Consider the following 16824-nt stretch of genomic DNA (forward strand, 5'->3'; position numbering starts at 1 on the left):
TCAGGCGAGGCCGAGTTCGTTGTCGATCAGGTCGAACATCTCGTCGTCCGTGGTGGTGTCGAGGTCGGTGTCGTCGCGCTCGCCGGTGGTCTCCGTGGTGGCGTCGAGCTTCCACTGGAGGGCCTGGAGGCGCTTGGCCAGGCGGGCCCGGTCCTGGTCGTCGAGTTCGGTGCCGTGCACGGCGGCTTCGAGGTCGGCCAGTTCGGCGAAGACGGGCTGGTCCGCGTCGCCGGGTCCGGTGCCGCCGGTGCCGAGTTCGTCCCGCAGGTGGCGGACGAGGGCGGCCGGGTCCGGGTGGTCGAAGATGAGGGTGGTGGGCAGGGTCAGGCCCGTCTCCGCGTTGAGCCGGTTGCGGAGTTCGACCGCGGTCAGGGAGGACATGCCGAGGTCGAGGAAGCCGCGCCCGGAGTCCAGGGCCTCGGCGGAGGCGTGGCCGAGGACGGCGGCGACGTGGCCGATGACCGTGCGGTGCAGCAGGGCCTGCTGCTGGGGGCCGCTGAGCGCGGCGAGCCTGCGGCGGAAGTCCTGCGGTCCGCCCGTGGTCGCGGCGTCGGCGGCGCGGCGGGCGGCCGGCCGGGCGAGGGCCCGCAGCAGCGGGGGCACCTGGTCGGCGCGCAGGGCGCACGGGTCGAGTCGTACGGGCACCAGGTGGGCGGTGTCCAGGGCGGTGGCCGCGTCGAGCAGGCCGAGGCCCTGGTCGGCGGTGAGGGGGCGGATGCCGGCCCGGTCCAGTCGGGCGAGGTCGGCTTCGTCGAGGGTGCCGGTGAGGTCGCTGCGGTCCTCCCAGAAGCCCCAGGCGAGGGAGACGGCTGTGAGGCCGCGGGCGCGCCGGTGCTGGGCGAGGGCGTCGAGGAAGGCGTTGGCGGCGGCGTAGTTGGCCTGGCCGGGGCCGCCGGCGAGGCCCGCATAGGAGGAGAACAGCACGAACGCGGAGAGCTTGGTGTCGCGGGTGAGTTCGTGCAGGTTCCAGGCGGCGTCGGCCTTGGGCCGCAGGACGTGGTCGAGGCGTCCGGGGGTGAGGGTGTCGAGGAGGCCGTCGTCGAGGACGCCGGCCGCGTGCACCACGGCGGTCAGGGGGTGCTCGGCGGGTACGGCGGCGAGGGTCGCGGCGAGCTGGTCGCGGTCGGCGGCGTCGCAGGCGACGACGGAGACCTCGGCGCCGAGGGCGGTGAGTTCGTCGCGCAGGGCCGCGGCGCCGGGGGCGTCGGGGCCGCGGCGGCCGGTGAGCAGCAGGTGGCGTACGCCGTGCCGGGTGACGAGGTGGCGGGCGACGAGCGCGCCGAGGACGCCGGTGCCGCCGGTGACGAGGACGGTGCCGGTCGTCGTGTCGTCGCCCCACGGGGTGCTGTCCGCGGGTGTGGTGCTGTCGCGGCCGGCGCGGACCAGGCGGGGCACGGTGACGGTGCCGGAGCGCACGGCGAACTGGTGCTCGCCGGTGCGGCCGGTCGCGGCGACGGCGGCGAGCAGAGCGGTGGCCGACGGGTCGGCGTGGTCCGTGCCGTCGGCCGCGCTGTCGGCCGCGCTGTCGGTGGTCGGATCGAGGTCGGCGAGGAGGAAGCGGCCGGGGTGTTCGGTCTGGGCGGACCGCAGCAGGCCCCAGACGGTGGCGTCGGCGAGAGCCGGGACGCTGTCGTCGGGTCCGGTGGCGAGGGCGCCCTCGGTCACCACGAGGAGCCGGGTGGCCGTGTGGCGCGGGTCGCTCAGCCAGGTGGTGGCCAGGTGCAGTGCCCGGTGGGCGGAGGTGTGGGCGGCGGTCACCACGTCCTGGGCGGCGGTGCCGGTGGCGTGGGTGTGGGGGACGACGACCACGGCCGGCTGTTCGGTGTCGCCGCTGTCGAGGGCGGCGGTGAGGTCGTCGAGGGTGGGGTGGACGTGGACGGTGGCGCCGGCGCGTTCGAGCGCGGCGGTGAGGCGTCCGGGGCTTCCGACGACCGCCCAGGGGCCGGTGAGGTCGGCCGGGTCGGTGTCGCCGGTCCACGGGGTCCACTCGACGCGGTGCAGGGCGTCGGGGGCGGTGGCGGCCGGGAGCCGGTCGGGGGTGGCCGGGCGGGTGGTGGCGGTGGCGGTGAGGACGGGGGCTCCGGTGCCGTCGTGGGCGTGGACCGTCCAGGTGTCGCCGTCGCCGGTCAGCCGCAGGCGCAGCCGGGTGGCGCCGGTGGCGTACACGGTGACGTCCTGCCAGCGCTGCGGCAGTGCGGGCGCGTTGGCGTGCTCGGGGGTGGCGGCCAGGGCGAGGGCCGTCTGGAGCAGCGCCGGGTGGACGCGGAACCGGTCGGTGTCGGCGCGGGCGTCCTCGGGGAGTTCCACGTCGGCGAGGAGGTCGGTGCCGTGCCGCCACACCGCGCGCAGGGTGCGGAAGGCGGCGCCGGTGTCCAGGCCGCTGCCGTCGAGGCGGTCGTGCGCCCGGTCGGGGTCGGCGGGGCAGGCGCCGGCGGGCGGCCAGGTGACCGGTCCTGCCGGGGCGGGCGCCGGGTCGCCGGCGGTGAGGGTGCCGGTGGCGTTCAGGGTCCAGGGCACGTCGGTGCCGTCCGGGTCGGGGGTGCGGGAGTGGACGGTGAGGGTGCGCCGGCCGGGGTCGTCGCCGGTGCCCTCGGGTGCGGAGACGGTGATCTGGAGGTCGACGCGGCCCCGTTCGGGGACGGCGACCGGGGTGTGTTCGTCGAGGGTGGTGACGGTCGGGCTACCGGTCTCGTCGCCGGCCCGTACCGCCCAGTCGAGCAGGGCGGTGGCGGGGACGACGGCGGTGCCGTGCACGCGGTGGGCGTCCAGCCAGGGCTGCGCGGTCAGCGACAGTCCGCCGCCGAGGACGGCGCCGCCGTCGGCGAGCCGTACGACCGTGTCGAGTCCGGTCGGGTCCGCCTGGGCGCCGGTCGCCTCCAGCCAGTACCGCTCGCGCTGGAAGGCGTAGGTGGGCAGGTCCACCGGGCGGCCGTGGGCGACGGCGGGCCGCCAGTCGACGGGGACGCCGGCGACGTGGGCGGCGGCCAGCGCGGTCAGCACCCGGTCGGTGCCGCCGTCGTCGCGGCGCAGGGAACCGAGGGCGACCGCGTCGGCTCCGGCGGCGGTGACGGTGTCCTCGATGCCGACGGTGAGCACCGGGTGCGGGCTGCACTCGACGAACACGTCGTGGCCCTGGTCGAGGAGGGCGCGCAGGGACTCCTCCAGACGGACGGTGCCGCGCAGGTTGCGGTGCCAGTAGGGGGCGTCCAGGTCGGTGCCGGGCAGCCAGTCGGCGGTGACGGTGGAGAAGAACGGGATGTCGCCGTCGCGGGGTTCGACACCGGCCAGGGCCGCGGGCAGGCTCTCGGCGAGCCGGTCGACGTACGCGGAGTGGGAGGCGTAGTCGACGGGGATGCGGCGGGCGCGCACGCCCCGCTCCGCGCAGCCGGCGAGGAGGGTGTCGAGGCCGTCGGTGTCGCCGGAGACCACCACGGAGGAGGGGCCGTTGACGGCGGCGACCGACACGCCGGGCAGGTCGGCGACGAGCGCGGCGACCTCGTCGTGCGGTGCGGTGACGGCCACCATGCCGCCGTGACCGGAGAGTTCGCGGGCGATGGCGAGGCTGCGCACGGCGACGATCCGCGCGGCGTCCTCGAGGGACAGGGCGCCGCTGACGGCGGCGGCGGCGATCTCGCCCTGGGAGTGACCGAGGACGGCGGCGGGCTTGAGGCCGTGGGCACGCCACACCTCGGCGAGCGCGACCATCACCGCCCACAACGCGGGCTGGGCGACGTCGACCCGGTCGAGGGAGGGCGCGCCGTCGGCGGCGCGCAGTACGTCGGTGAGGGACCAGTCGACGTGCGGGGCGAGGGCGTCGGCGCAGGCGGCGATCCGTGCGGCGAACACCGGTGAGGCCTTGAGGAGTTCGGCGCCCATGCCGGCCCACTGGGAGCCCTGGCCGGGGAAGACGAGGACGGCCCTGCGGTCGCGGCCGGCGCCCCGGCCGCCGCTGGTCACGGCGGGCGAGGGGGTGCCGTCGGCGAGGGCGGCGAGGCCGGCGCGGAAGTCGCCCGTGGTGGTGGCGACGACGACGGCGCGCTTCTCCAGGGTGGCCCGGCGGGTCACGAGGGACAGGGCGATGTCGGCGGGCGCGAGGCCGGGGTGGGCGTCGAGGTGGGCGAGGAGGGCGCGGGCCTGGCCGCGCAGGGCGGCGTCGCTGCGGGCGGACAGGATCCAGGGCAGCGGGTGCTCGGCGCGGCCTTCCGGTGCGTCGTCGGTGTCGCTTCCCGCCCCGTCGGCGGACTGCGGGTCGGCCGGGGCCTGTTCGAGGATGACGTGGGCGTTGGTGCCGCTGATGCCGAAGGATGACACGGCGGCGCGCAGGGGGCGGGGGGTGGCCGGTTCGGGCCATTCGGTGGCCTCGGCGAGGACGCTGACGGCGCCGGTGGACCAGTCGACGTGCGGGGTGGGCGCGTCGACGTGCAGGCTCTTGGGCAGCAGGCCGTGCCGCAGGGCGAGGACCATCTTGATGACGCCGGCCACGCCCGCGGCGGCCTGGGTGTGCCCGATGTTCGACTTGACGGAGCCGAGCAGCAGCGGCCGTCCGGGGTCGCGGTCCTGGCCGTAGGTGGCGAGGAGCGCCTGTGCCTCGATGGGGTCGCCGAGGCGGGTGCCGGTGCCGTGCGCCTCGACGGCGTCGACCTCGGCGGCGCCGACGCCGGCGTCGGCCAGGGCCTGGCGGATGACGCGCTGCTGGGCGGGCCCGTTGGGGGCGGTCAGGCCGTTGGAGGCGCCGTCCTGGTTGACGGCGGAGCCACGGACGACGGCGAGGACCTGGTGGCCGTTGCGGCGGGCGTCGGAGAGCCGCTCGACGAGGATCAGGCCGACGCCCTCGGAGAAGCCGGTGCCGTCGGCGGCGGCGGCGAACGGCTTGCAGCGGCCGTCGGCGGCCAGACCGCGCTGGCGGGAGAAGTCGACGATGATCTCCGGCGAGGACATCACGGTGACGCCGCCGGCCAGGGCCATGCTGCACTCGCCGCGGCGCAGCGCCTGGAGCGCCATGTGCAGGGCGACGAGGGAGGAGGAGCAGGCGGTGTCGACGGTGACGGCCGGGCCCTCCAGACCGAGGGTGTAGGCGACGCGGCCGGAGACGATGCTGTTGGCGTTGCCGTTGTTGACGTAGCCGGCGATCTCGTCGGGGACGTGGGTGACGCGCTTGAGGTAGTCGCTGGAGGACAGGCCGGCGAAGACGCCGGTGCGGCTGCCGCGCACCGACCGGGGGTCGATGCCGGCGCGTTCGAACGTCTCCCAGGCGGTTTCCAGCAGGAGCCGCTGCTGCGGGTCCATGGCGAGGGCCTCGCGCGGGGAGATCCCGAAGAAGTCGGCGTCGAAGTCGGCGGCGTCGTGCAGGAAGCCGCCCTCGCGGGTGCGGGAGGTGACCTGGTCGCCGGGCAGGGCGTCGTAGAGGCCGTCGAGGTCCCAGCCGCGGTCGCCGGGGAACTCGGCGATGGCGTCGGCGCCGTCGGCGAGGAGCCGCCACAGGTCCTCCGGGGAGCGCACCCCGCCGGGGAGGCGGCAGGCCATGCCGACGATCGCGAACGGCTCGTCCCCTCCGGCGGCGGCCGGGAGCGGTGCCGGGGCGGCGGGCGCGGTGGCGGGGGCGCCGCCGGAGAGTTCGCCGTCGAGGTGGGCGGCGAGTTCGGCGAGGGTCGGGTGGTCGAAGACGAGGGTGGCGGGCAGCCGCAGCGCGGTGGCGGCGTTGAGCCGGTTGCGCAGTTCGACGGCGGTCAGCGAGTCGAAGCCGAGGTCGCGGAAGGCGCGGCCGCCGTGCAGCTGGTCGGGGTCGGTGTGGCCGAGGACGGCGGCGGCGTGGGTGGCGACGAGGTCGCGCAGCAGGGTGAGCCGGTCGTCGGCGGTCAGGCCGGCCAGGCGCAGCCGCAGTCCGTCGGTGCCGTCGGCGGCGCCCGCCCGGGCGGTGCGGCGGACCGGGCCCCGGTACAGGGCGCGCAGCAGGTGCGGGATCTCGCCGTCGCCGGTGCGCAGCCGTCCGGTGTCGAGGCGGACGGGCACCAGGTGCGGGCGCTGTTCGGCGAGCGCGGCGTCGAAGAGGGCCATGCCGTCGGCCGCGGACAGCGGCAGGACGCCGGAGCGGCGGACACGGGCGAGGTCGGTGTCGTCGAGGTGGCCGGTCATGGCGCTGGCGTCGGCCCACAGGCCCCAGGACAGGGAGGTGGTGGGCAGGCCGTCGGCGCGGCGGCGGTGGGCGAGGGCGTCGAGGTAGGTGTTGGCGGCGGCGTAGTTGGCCTGTCCGGCGTTGCCGAAGACGCCGGCGCCGGCGGAGAAGAGCACCAGGTCCGCGAGGTCGAGGTCGCGGGTGAGGCGGTGCAGGTGGCGGGCGGCGTCTGCCTTGGGCGCGAGGACGGTGCGGAGCCGGTCGGGGGTGAGGTGTTCGAGGGCGCCGTCGTCGAGGGCGCCGGCCGCGTGCACCACGGCGATGAGCGGGTGGTCGGCGGGTACGGCGGCGAGGGTGGCGGCGAGCTGGTCGGCGTCGGCGGCGTCGCAGGCGGCGACGGTCACCCGGGCGCCGAGGGCGGTGAGTTCGTCGCGCAGCTCGGCGGCGCCGGGGGCGTCGGGGCCGCGGCGGCCGGTGAGCAGCAGGTGACGCATGCCGTGCCGGGTGACGAGGTGGCGGGCGAGGATGCCGCCGATGGTGCCGGTGCCGCCGGTGATGAGGACGGTGCCGTCGGGGTTCCAGGCGCGCGGCACGGTGAGGACGATCTTGCCGTAGTGCTTGGCCTGCGCCATGTGGCGGAAGGCGTCGCGGGCGTGGTGGACGTCCCAGGTGACGGTGGGCAGCGGGCTGAGGGAGCCGTCGGCGAAGAGGCGGGTGAGGTCGGCGAACATCTCCTGGATGCGGTCCTCGCCGGCCTCGCGCAGTTCGTACGCCTGGTAGAGGGCGACGCCGGGGTGGTCGGCGGTGACCTGGTCGGGGTCACGGACGTCGGTCTTGCCCATCTCGACGAGGCGTCCGCCGGGGGCGAGCAGGCGCAGCGAGGCGTCGACGAAGTCGCCGGCCAGCGAGTTCAGTACGACGTCGACGCCGCGACCGCCGCTGGTCTGCCGGAACCGGTCCTCGAAGTCGAGGGTGCGGGAGGAGGCGAGGTGGTCGTCGGCCCAGCCCTCGGCGCGCAGCAGGCGCCGCTTGTGGTCGCCGGCGGTGCCGTAGACCTCGGCGCCCCAGTGCCGGGCGAGCTGGGCGGCGGCCATGCCGACGCCGCCGGCTGCGGCGTGGACGAGGACGGACTCTCCGGCGGTGAGGCCGGCGAGGTCGCGCAGGCCGTAGTAGGCGGTGAGGAAGGCGACGGGGACGGAGGCGGCCTGGGTGAAGGTCCAGCCGTCGGGCACGGGGGCGACCATGCGGGCGTCGGCGACGGCGTGGGTGCCGAAGCCGCCGGTGACCAGGCCCATGACGCGGTCGCCGGGGGCGAGGCCGGTGACGCCGGGGCCGGTGGCGGTGACGACGCCGGCGGCTTCGGCGCCGAGGAGGACGGCGGGGCCGGGGTACATGCCGAGGGTGTTGAGGACGTCGCGGAAGTTGAGTCCGGCGGCGCGGACCTCGATGAGGACGTGTCCGGGCGCGGGCGCGTCGGTGATCTCGGGGCAGGGCACCAGTTCCAGCTGGTCGACGGAGCCCTTGACGGGGATGTCCAGGCGCCAGGCGGCGGCGCCGTCGGGGGCGGTCAGGGTGTCGGCGGTGCGGGGGCGGGCCAGCCGGGGCGCGTGGGCGGTGCCCTGGCGCAGGGCGAGCTGCGGTTCGCCGGTGGCGAGCGCGGCGGGCAGGGCCTGCCAGGAGTCGTCGTGGACGTCGAGGTCGGCGAGGACGAGGCGGCCGGGGTGCTGCGACTGCGCGGAGCGCACCAGGCCCCAGACGGCGGCACCGGGCAGGTCCTGCGCGGGGTCGCCGGGTCCGGTGGCGACGGCGCCGCGGGTGACCACGACGAGCGGGATGTCCGCGGTGCGGTCGTCGGCGAGCCAGCCGTTGACGGTGGTCAGGACCTCCGCGAGGACGGTGTCCGGGGCGGCCGGGGTGTCGTCGCCGGGTGCGGCCGTCGCGTTCCCTCCGGCGAACAGCAGGACGGTGCCGGGCGGTCGGCCGGTGGTGGTGTCGAGCGCGGTGAGGTCGGCTAGGGCAGGCAGCGGGGTGCCGGTTCCGTCGGGGGCGGTGACGGGGGTGCCCGGCGTGCCGAGCACGGCCCAGCCGGTCGCGTCGGCGGGGGTGGCGGCGGGCGTGAGGGGGGTCCAGTCGAGGTGGAACAGCCAGTCGCGGGCGGCCCGTGCGGACGGGTCGAGGGTCTCGGCGGCCACCTCGCGGACGGCCAGCGCGTCGATGACGGCGACGGGCGCGCCGCTCGGGTCGGTCAGGTGGACGGTGACGGTGTCCTCGCCGGCCGGGGAGATCCGTACGCGCAGCGCGGTGGCGCCGGTGGCGTACAGGGAGACTCCGGACCAGGCGAAGGGGACGACGGTGCGGTCGTCGCCGCCGGGGGCGAGCCCGGCGGCGTGCAGGGCGGCGTCGAGCAGGGCGGGGTGGATGCCGAACCGGGCGGCGTCGCCGCGCACCTGGTCGGGCAGGACGACCTCGGCGAACACGTCGTCGCCGCGCCGCCAGGTGGCGCGGACGCCCTGGAAGGCGGGGCCGTACTCGTAGCCGCGGCCGGCGAGCAGGTCGTAGAAGCCGTCGGCGGCCAGGGCGGTGGCGCCGGGCGGCGGCCAGGCGGTGAAGTCCTCGGGCCGCGCCACGGCGGGGACGCCCGGTTCGGCGAGGGTGCCCTGGGCGCGCAGGGTCCACAGGTCCTCGGTGTCGCCGTCGGGTCCGGTGGCCCGGGTGTGGACGGTGACGGGGCGGCGGCCGGAGTCGTCGGCGTCGCCGATGCCGATCTGGACCTGGACCTCGCCGCGTTGCTGGAGGACGACGGGGGCCTGGAGAGTCAGTTCGTCGACGCTGCCGACGCCGAGGACGTCACCGGCGCGGATGACGGACTCGACGAGGGCGGTGCCGGGGACGATGACGGTGCCGGAGACGGCGTGGTCGGCGAGCCAGGGCTGGCCGCGCAGGGACCAGCGGGCGGTGGCGACGAGTCCGTCGCCGCCGGCGAGTTCGACCGAGGCGCCGAGCAGGGGGTGGTCGGGGGACTCCAATCCGGCGGAGGTGACGTCGCCGGCGGAGTCGGCGAAGCGGGGCCAGTAGTGCTGCCGCTGGAAGGGGTAGGTGGGGAGGTCGACGCGGCGGGGGCGGGTGCCTTCGTAGAACGCGTCCCAGTCGACGTCCGCGCCGTACGCCCACGCCTCACCGAGCGACAGCGTGAAGCGCTCCCAGCCGCCCTCGTCACGCCGCAGCGTCCCCACCACACCGGCCGGAACACCCGCGTCCTCGATCGTCTCCCGCACCCCCGTCGCCACGACCGGATGCGCACTCACCTCCACCAGCACCCGGAAACCATCCGCCAGCAACGCACGCGTCGCCGCCTCGAACTCCACCGTCCCCCGCAGATTCCGGTACCAGTAACCCGCATCCAGCGAAGCGGTGTCGATCACACCACCGGAGACCGTCGAATAGAACGGCACCTCACAGGAACGAGGCGTCACCGGAGCCAGCAGCTCCGCCAACTCACCCTCGATACGCTCCACATGAGCCGAATGCGACGCGTAGTCCACCGCCACCCGACGGGCCCGCACCCCCTCCGCCTCACACACCACCAGCAGCTCGTCCAACGCGTCCGCGTCACCCGACACCACCACCGACGACGGCCCGTTCACCGCCGCCACCGACACCCGGCCCTCCCACCGGCCGACCAACTCCCGCACCACCGACACACCACGCGCCACCGACACCATGCCGCCAAGCCCCGACAGAGCGCGCAGCGCACGCGAACGCAACGCCACCACCAGCGCCGCATCCTCCAACGACAGAGCACCCGCCACACACGCGGCCGCGATCTCACCCTGCGAATGACCCACCACCGCAGCAGGCCGCACCCCACACGACCGCCACACCTCCGCCAACGACACCATCACAGCCCACAACACCGGCTGCACCACATCCACCCGCTCCAGCGAAGGAGCACCCTCCACACCCCGCACCACATCCAGCAACGACCACTCGACGTGCGGTGACAGGGCGGCCGCGCACTCCGCCATGCGGGCGGCGAACACCGGGGAGGTGTCCAGGAGTTCGACGGCCATGCCGGTCCACTGGGAGCCCTGGCCCGGGAAGACGAACACGGCGCCCGGTCCGGTCTCGGCGACGCCGTCCACCACGCGGGCGGACGGCTCGTCGGCGGCGAGCGCGTCAAGGCCGGAGAGGAGGCCGTCGAGGTCGCTGCCGACGACGACCGCGCGGTGGTCCATGGCGACGCGGGTCGAGACCAGCGAGTGCGCCACGTCCAGCGCGCCCGCGCCACTGTCGCGCACGGATCCGGCCAGCCGCGCCGCCTGCTCCCGCACCGCCTCACGCGACTTCGCCGACACCACCCACGGCAGCCACGCCGGAGCCCGGACCGGCTCGCCGTCAGCCCCGTCGGCCGGCTCCGGCTCCGGGGCCTGTTCGAGGATGAGGTGGCCGTTGGTGCCGCTGATGCCGAAGGAGGAGATGCCCGCGCGGCGTGGCCGGCCGGCGTCCGGCCACGGGGTGGCCTCGGTGACCAGGCGGACCGCACCGCCGGACCAGTCGACGACCGAGGTGGGTTCGGTGATGTGCAGGCTCCTGGGCACCATGCCGTGCCGCATCGCGAGCACCATCTTCATCATGCCGCCGACACCCGCGGCGGCCTGGGTGTGGCCGATGTTCGACTTCAGCGAGCCGAGCAGCAGCGGCCGGTCGGCGGGACGGTCCTGGCCGTAGGTGGCGAGGATGGCCTGCGCCTCGATGGGGTCGCCGAGCGGGGTGCCGGTGCCGTGCGCCTCGACCACGTCGATCTCGGTGGCGGACAGTCCGGCGTTGGCGAGGGCCTGGCGGATGACGCGCTGCTGCGAGGGCCCGTTGGGGGCGGTGAGGCCGTTGGAGGCGCCGTCCTGGTTGAGGGCGGAGCCGCGCACCACGGCGAGCACGGGGTGGCCGTTGCGGCGGGCGTCGGACAGGCGCTCCAGCAGGACGAGGCCGACGCCCTCGGCGAAGCCCATGCCGTCGGCGCCCTCGGCGAACGCCTTGCAGCGGCCGTCGGGGGCGAGGCCGCGCTGCCGGGAGAACTCCACGTAGGGCTCGGGGGTGGACATGATGGTGACGCCGCCGGCCAGGGCCATGGTGCACTCGCCGGTGCGCAGCGACTGCAGGGCCAGGTGCAGGGCGACCATGGAGGACGAGCAGCCGGTGTCCATGGTGACGGCGGGGCCCTCGAAGCCGTACGTGTAGGACAGTCGGCCGGAGGCGATGCTGGAGGCGTTACCGGTCATGAGGTGGCCGGCCAGCTGCTCCTGGGCGGCGGCGCCGCCGAGGCGGACCTGGTAGTCGGTGTTGATGGTGCCGACGAAGACCCCGGTGGCGGTGGAACGCAGGGTCTCCGGGTCGATGCCGGCGCGTTCGAACGTCTCCCAGGACGTCTCCAGGAGCAGGCGCTGCTGCGGGTCCATGGCGAGGGCCTCGCGCGGGGAGATCCCGAAGAACGCCGGGTCGAATCCGGCGACGTCCTGGATGAAGCCGCCCTCACGGCTGTAGGTGGTGCCCTGCCGTTCGGAGTCGGGGTCGTACATCGAGTCGAGGTCCCAGCCGCGGTCGGCGGGCGGGGTGGACACCGCGTCGACCTCGGCGACCATCAGGTCCCAGAGTTCCTCGGGGCTGGTGACCCCTCCGGGGAAGCGGCAGGCCATGGCGACCACGGCCATCGGCTCGTCGGTGACGCCGGCCGCGACGACCACGGGTGCGGCGGCGGGCCGCTGTCCGCCGAGCAGCCGGTCCTTGAGGTGGTCGACGACGGCGGCGGTGTTGGGGTGGTCGAACAGGAGCGTCGTGGGCAGCTTGACGTCGGTGGCGGCGGTGATGCGGTTGCGCACCTCGACGGCGGTGAGCGAGTCGAAGCCCAGGTCCTTGAAGGCGCGGTGCACGTCGACGGCCTCGGGCGAGGCGTGGCGCAGGGCGGTGGCGACCTCGGCACGGACCAGGTCGGTGAGCAGGCGGTCCTGGTCGGCGGGGGCGAGACCGCGCAGCCGGTCGCGCAGGGCGTGGGTGTCGGGCGCGGCGGCCTTCGCGGCCTCCAGGGCGCGGCGGACCTCGGGCAGGTCGCCGATGAGGGGGCTGGGCCGGGCGGCGGTCAGGACACCGGCGTACGAGGGCCAGTCGACGTCGACGACGGTGGCGTGCGAGGCGCCCTCGGTGACGGCGGCGCGCAGTGCGGCGACGGCGGTGTCGGGCGCCATCGGGGTGAGTCCGTCGTGGCGCATCCGGTCGGTGAGGACGTCGGCGGTGGCCATGCCGGCGTCGGCCCAGGGGCCCCAGGCGACGGAGGTGACGGGCAGGCCGGCGGCGCGGCGCTGCTCGGCGACGGCGTCGAGGTAGGCATTGGCGGCGGCGTAGTTGGCCTGTCCGGCGTTGCCGAGGACGCCGACGACGGAGGAGAACAGCACGAACATCGACAGGTCGTGGTCGCGGGTGAGTTCGTGCAGGTGTGCGGTGCCGAGGGTCTTGGGGCGCAGGACGGCGTCGAAGCGGTCCGGGGTGAGCGCGTCGAGGACGCCGTCGTCGAGGACGCCCGCGGCGTGGACGACGCCGGTGAGCGGCAGGTCGGCGGGGAGGGAGCCGAGGAGCGCGGCGAGCTGGTCGCGGTCGGCGACGTCGCAGTCGGCGACGGTGACGCGGGCGCCGTGGGCGGTGAGTTCGGCGGTGAGCTCGGCGACGCCGGGAGCGTCGGGGCCGCGGCGGCTCGTGAGGACCAGGTGCCGGGTGCCGGCGGCGGCCAGGGAGCGGGCGACGTGGGCGCCGAGGGCGCCGGTGCCGCCGGTGATCAGGACGGTGTCGTGCGCCGCCCAGGTGCCGGTGGGGTCGGCGTCGCCGGCGGGTTCGGGCAGCGGCATCCGGGCGAGCCGTCGGGCGTAGGAGCCGGCGGCGCGCACGGCGAGCTGGTCCTCGGTGCCGCCGAGGAGGCCGGGCAGGCGGTCGAGGGCGCGCGGGTCGGGGGTGGGCGGCAGGTCGACGAGTCCGCCCCAGGTGTCCGGGAGTTCGAAGGCGACGGCGCGGCCGAAGCCCCAGGTCTCGGCCTGGACGGGCGAGGTCAGCGGGTCCCGGCTGTCGACGGAGACGGCGCCGCGGGTGAGCGCCCACAGGCGGGTGCCGGTGCCGGCGAGGGCGTGCGTCAGGTCCTTGACGGCGGCGAGGCCGCGCGGGAGGGCGGGGTGGTCGGGGTGCGGTCGCTCGTCGAGGGCGAGCAGCGACAGCACTCCGGCGGGGTCCTCGCCGTCGGGGGTGGTGAGCAGGGCGGTGAGGGCGGCGGTGTCCTCGTCGCCGGTGAGGTCGTGGCGTTCGACGCGCAGGCCGCGGGCGGTGAGGACGGTGAGGACGTCGTCGACCCAGGGGTCGTCGGCGTGCCCGGCCGGGACGAGCGCGGGCCAGCGGCCGGCGGGGGCGGGGCCGGCGGCGCCGGTCAGCGGGGTCCAGTGGACGCGGTGCCGCCAGGAGTCGAGGGTGGTGCGCAGGGTGCGGCGGCGGCGCCAGGAGGCGAGTGCGGGCAGCAGGCTGCTGAAGGCCTCGGTGTCGTCGCCGGTGATGTCCAGGACGGTGGACAGACGGGTGACGTCACCGCTCTCGACGGCGGACCAGAACTCGCCGTCGGCGGGGTCGCCGCCGGTGCCGGTCGGCCGGTCGGTCTCGTCGGGGGTGAGCCAGTACCAGTCGCGGCGGAAGGGGTAGGTGGGGAGGTCGACGCGGCGGGGGCGGGTGCCTTCGTAGAACGCGTCCCAGTCGACGTCCGCGCCGTACGCCCACGCCTCGCCGAGCGACAGCGTGAACCGCTCCCAGCCGCCCTCGTCACGACGCAGCGTCCCCACCACACCCGCGGCGACACCCGCGTCCTCGACCGTCTCCCGCACCCCCGTCGCCACGACCGGATGCGCACTCACCTCCACCAGCACCCGGAAACCGTCCGCCAGCAGCGCACGCGTCGCCGCCTCGAACTCCACCGTCCCCCGCAGATTCCGGTACCAGTAACCGGCGTCCAGCCCGGCCGTGTCGAACACACCACCCGACACCGTCGAATAGAACGGCACCTCACACGAACGCGGCGTCACCGGAGCCAGCAGCTCCGCCAACTCCCCCTCGATACGCTCCACATGAGCCGAGTGCGACGCGTAGTCCACCGCCACCCGACGGGCCCGCACCCCCTGCGCCTCACACACCACCAGCAGCTCGTCCAACGCATCCGCGTCACCCGACACCACCACCGACGACGGCCCGTTCACCGCCGCCACCGACACCCGGCCCTCCCACCGGCCGACCAACTCCCGCACCACCGACACACCACGCGCCACCGACACCATGCCGCCCGCACCCGACAGAGCACGCAACGCACGCGAACGCAACGCCACCACCAGCGCCGCATCCTCCAACGACAGACCACCCGCCACACACGCGGCCGCGATCTCACCCTGCGAATGACCCACCACCGCAGCAGGCCGCACACCACACGAGCGCCACACCTCCGCCAACGACACCATCACAGCCCACAACACCGGCTGCACCACATCCACCCGCTCCAGCGAAGGAGCACCCTCCACACCCCGCACCACATCCAGCAACGACCACTCGACGTGGGGGGCGAGCGCGTCGGCGCAGGCGGACATCCGCCGGGCGAACACCGGGGAGGTGTTGAGGAGTTCGTTGGCCATGCCGGTCCACTGGGAGCCCTGGCCGGGGAAGACGAAGACGACGCCGCCGCCTTCGGTGGCGGTGCCGTCGACGAGGCCGGGGGCGGGCCGGCCGGCGGCAAGGGCGTCGAGTCCGGCGAGCAGGTCGTCGAGGCCGCTGCCCACGACGACCGAACGGTGCTCCATCGCGACCCGCGTCGACACCAGCGAGTGCGCCACGTCCAGCGCGTCCGCGCCGACGTCCGCGCCGCGCACGGACGCGGCCAGCCGCGCCGCCTGCTCCCGCACCGCCTCACGCGACTTAGCCGACACCACCCACGGCAGCCACGCCGGAGCCCGGACCGGCTCGCCGTCGGCCCCGTCGGCCGGCTCCGGCTCCGGCTCCGGGGCCTGCTCCAGCACCAGGTGGGCGTTGGTGCCGCTGACGCCGAAGGAGGACACGGCGGCGCGGCGCGGCCGGCCGGTCTCCGGCCAGTCGGTGTGCTCGGTGAGCAGGTCGACGGCGCCGCCGGCCCAGTCGGCGTGCGGGGTGGGCGCGTCGATGTGGAGGCTCTTGGGCAGCGTGCCGTGCCGCATGGCCTGCACCATCTTGATGACGCCGCCGACACCGGAGGCGGCCTGGGTGTGGCCGATGTTCGACTTCAGCGAGCCGAGCAGCAGCGGCCGCTCGGCGGGACGGTCCTGGCCGTAGGTGGCCAGCAGCGCCTGGGCCTCGATCGGGTCGCCCAGGGTCGTGCCGGTGCCGTGCGCCTCGACCACGTCGACCTCGGCGGCGGACAGTCCGGCGTCGATCAGGGCCTGGCGGATCAGGCGCTGCTGCGAGGGCCCGTTGGGGGCGGTGAGGCCGTTGGAGGCGCCGTCCTGGTTGATGGCGGAGCCGCGGATGACGGCGAGGACCCGGTGGCCGTTGCGGCGGGCGTCGGAGAGCCGCTCCAGCAGGACCATGCCGACGCCCTCGGACCAGGCGGTGCCGTCGGCGGCGGCGGCGAACGCCTTGCAGCGGCCGTCGGCGGCCAGGCCGCGCTGGCGGGCGAACTCGGTGAACATCTTCGGTGTCGACATGACGGTGGCGCCGCCGGCCAGGGCGAGGGAGCACTCCCCCTGGCGCAGGGAACGCACGGCCAGGTGGAGGGCGACCAGGGAGGAGGAGCAGGCGGTGTCGACGGTGACGGCGGGGCCCTCGAAGCCGTACGTGTAGGACAGACGGCCGGAGGCGACGGCGACCGTGTTGCCGGTCAGGAGGTGTCCGGCGACCTCCTCGTGACGGCCGCGCGCGGCGCCGTCGTAGTCGCCGTGCCCGGTGCCGACGAAGACGCCGGTGGGGCTGCCGGTGAGGGAGTCGGGGAGGATGCCGGCACGCTCCAAAGCCTCCCAGGAGGTCTCCAGGAGCAGGCGCTGCTGCGGGTCCATGGCGAGGGCCTCGCGCGGGGAGATCCCGAAGAACGCCGGGTCGAACTCGCCGGCCTCGTGCAGGAAGCCGCCCTCGCGGGTGTAGGTGGTGCCGTGGTGGGCGGGGTCGGGGTGGAAGAGCCGGTCGAGGTCCCAGCCGCGGTTGGCGGGGAACGCGGAGATGGCGTCCACGCCGTCCCGGGCCAGCTCCCACAGTTCCTCGGGCGAGCGGGCACCGCCGGGGTAGCGGCAGGCCATGGCGACGACGGCGACGGGCTCGCGGTCGCGGTTCTCGGCCTCGCTGAGCTGCTGCCGGGCCTCCTGGAGGTCGGCGATCGCCCGCTTGAGGTACGCGCGGAGCTTGTCCTCGTTCGACATCAGGTGCCCACCTCTCACTCGGATTCCGGAAAACGCGGAGAGCGGCGATGTCCGGATCCACGCCCCGTCCCTGTCGGAAGGACCGGCGGTGCGCGGGGAGCGCCGACCGGCGGTCTTCCGGTCCGGGTCGCAGGCCGACCCGGTCCGGTGGTCAGTCTGGCCGTCACGGACTGCGGGTTTCCCTAGAGCCTCGGAGGAAAGAGGGGGCCGGGCGCCGTGGTGGGTGCCACGTGCGCCCGGCCCGGGGTGGAGAACTGGTGAATTCCCTCG

Annotated in this window: 1 protein-coding gene; it reads right to left on the reverse strand. The window is 75.6% G+C overall.

Translation table 11 applies throughout. From position 1 onward, the window contains the following. A complete protein-coding gene (locus FHX78_RS00830) occupies positions 1 to 16557 on the reverse strand; it encodes a type I polyketide synthase (protein WP_373313073.1) in 16557 nt (5518 codons plus the stop codon). Positions 16558 to 16824 lie beyond the last annotated feature (267 nt).

It is taken from the genome of Streptomyces capillispiralis (assembly GCF_007829875.1).
Classification (GTDB): domain Bacteria; phylum Actinomycetota; class Actinomycetes; order Streptomycetales; family Streptomycetaceae; genus Streptomyces; species Streptomyces capillispiralis.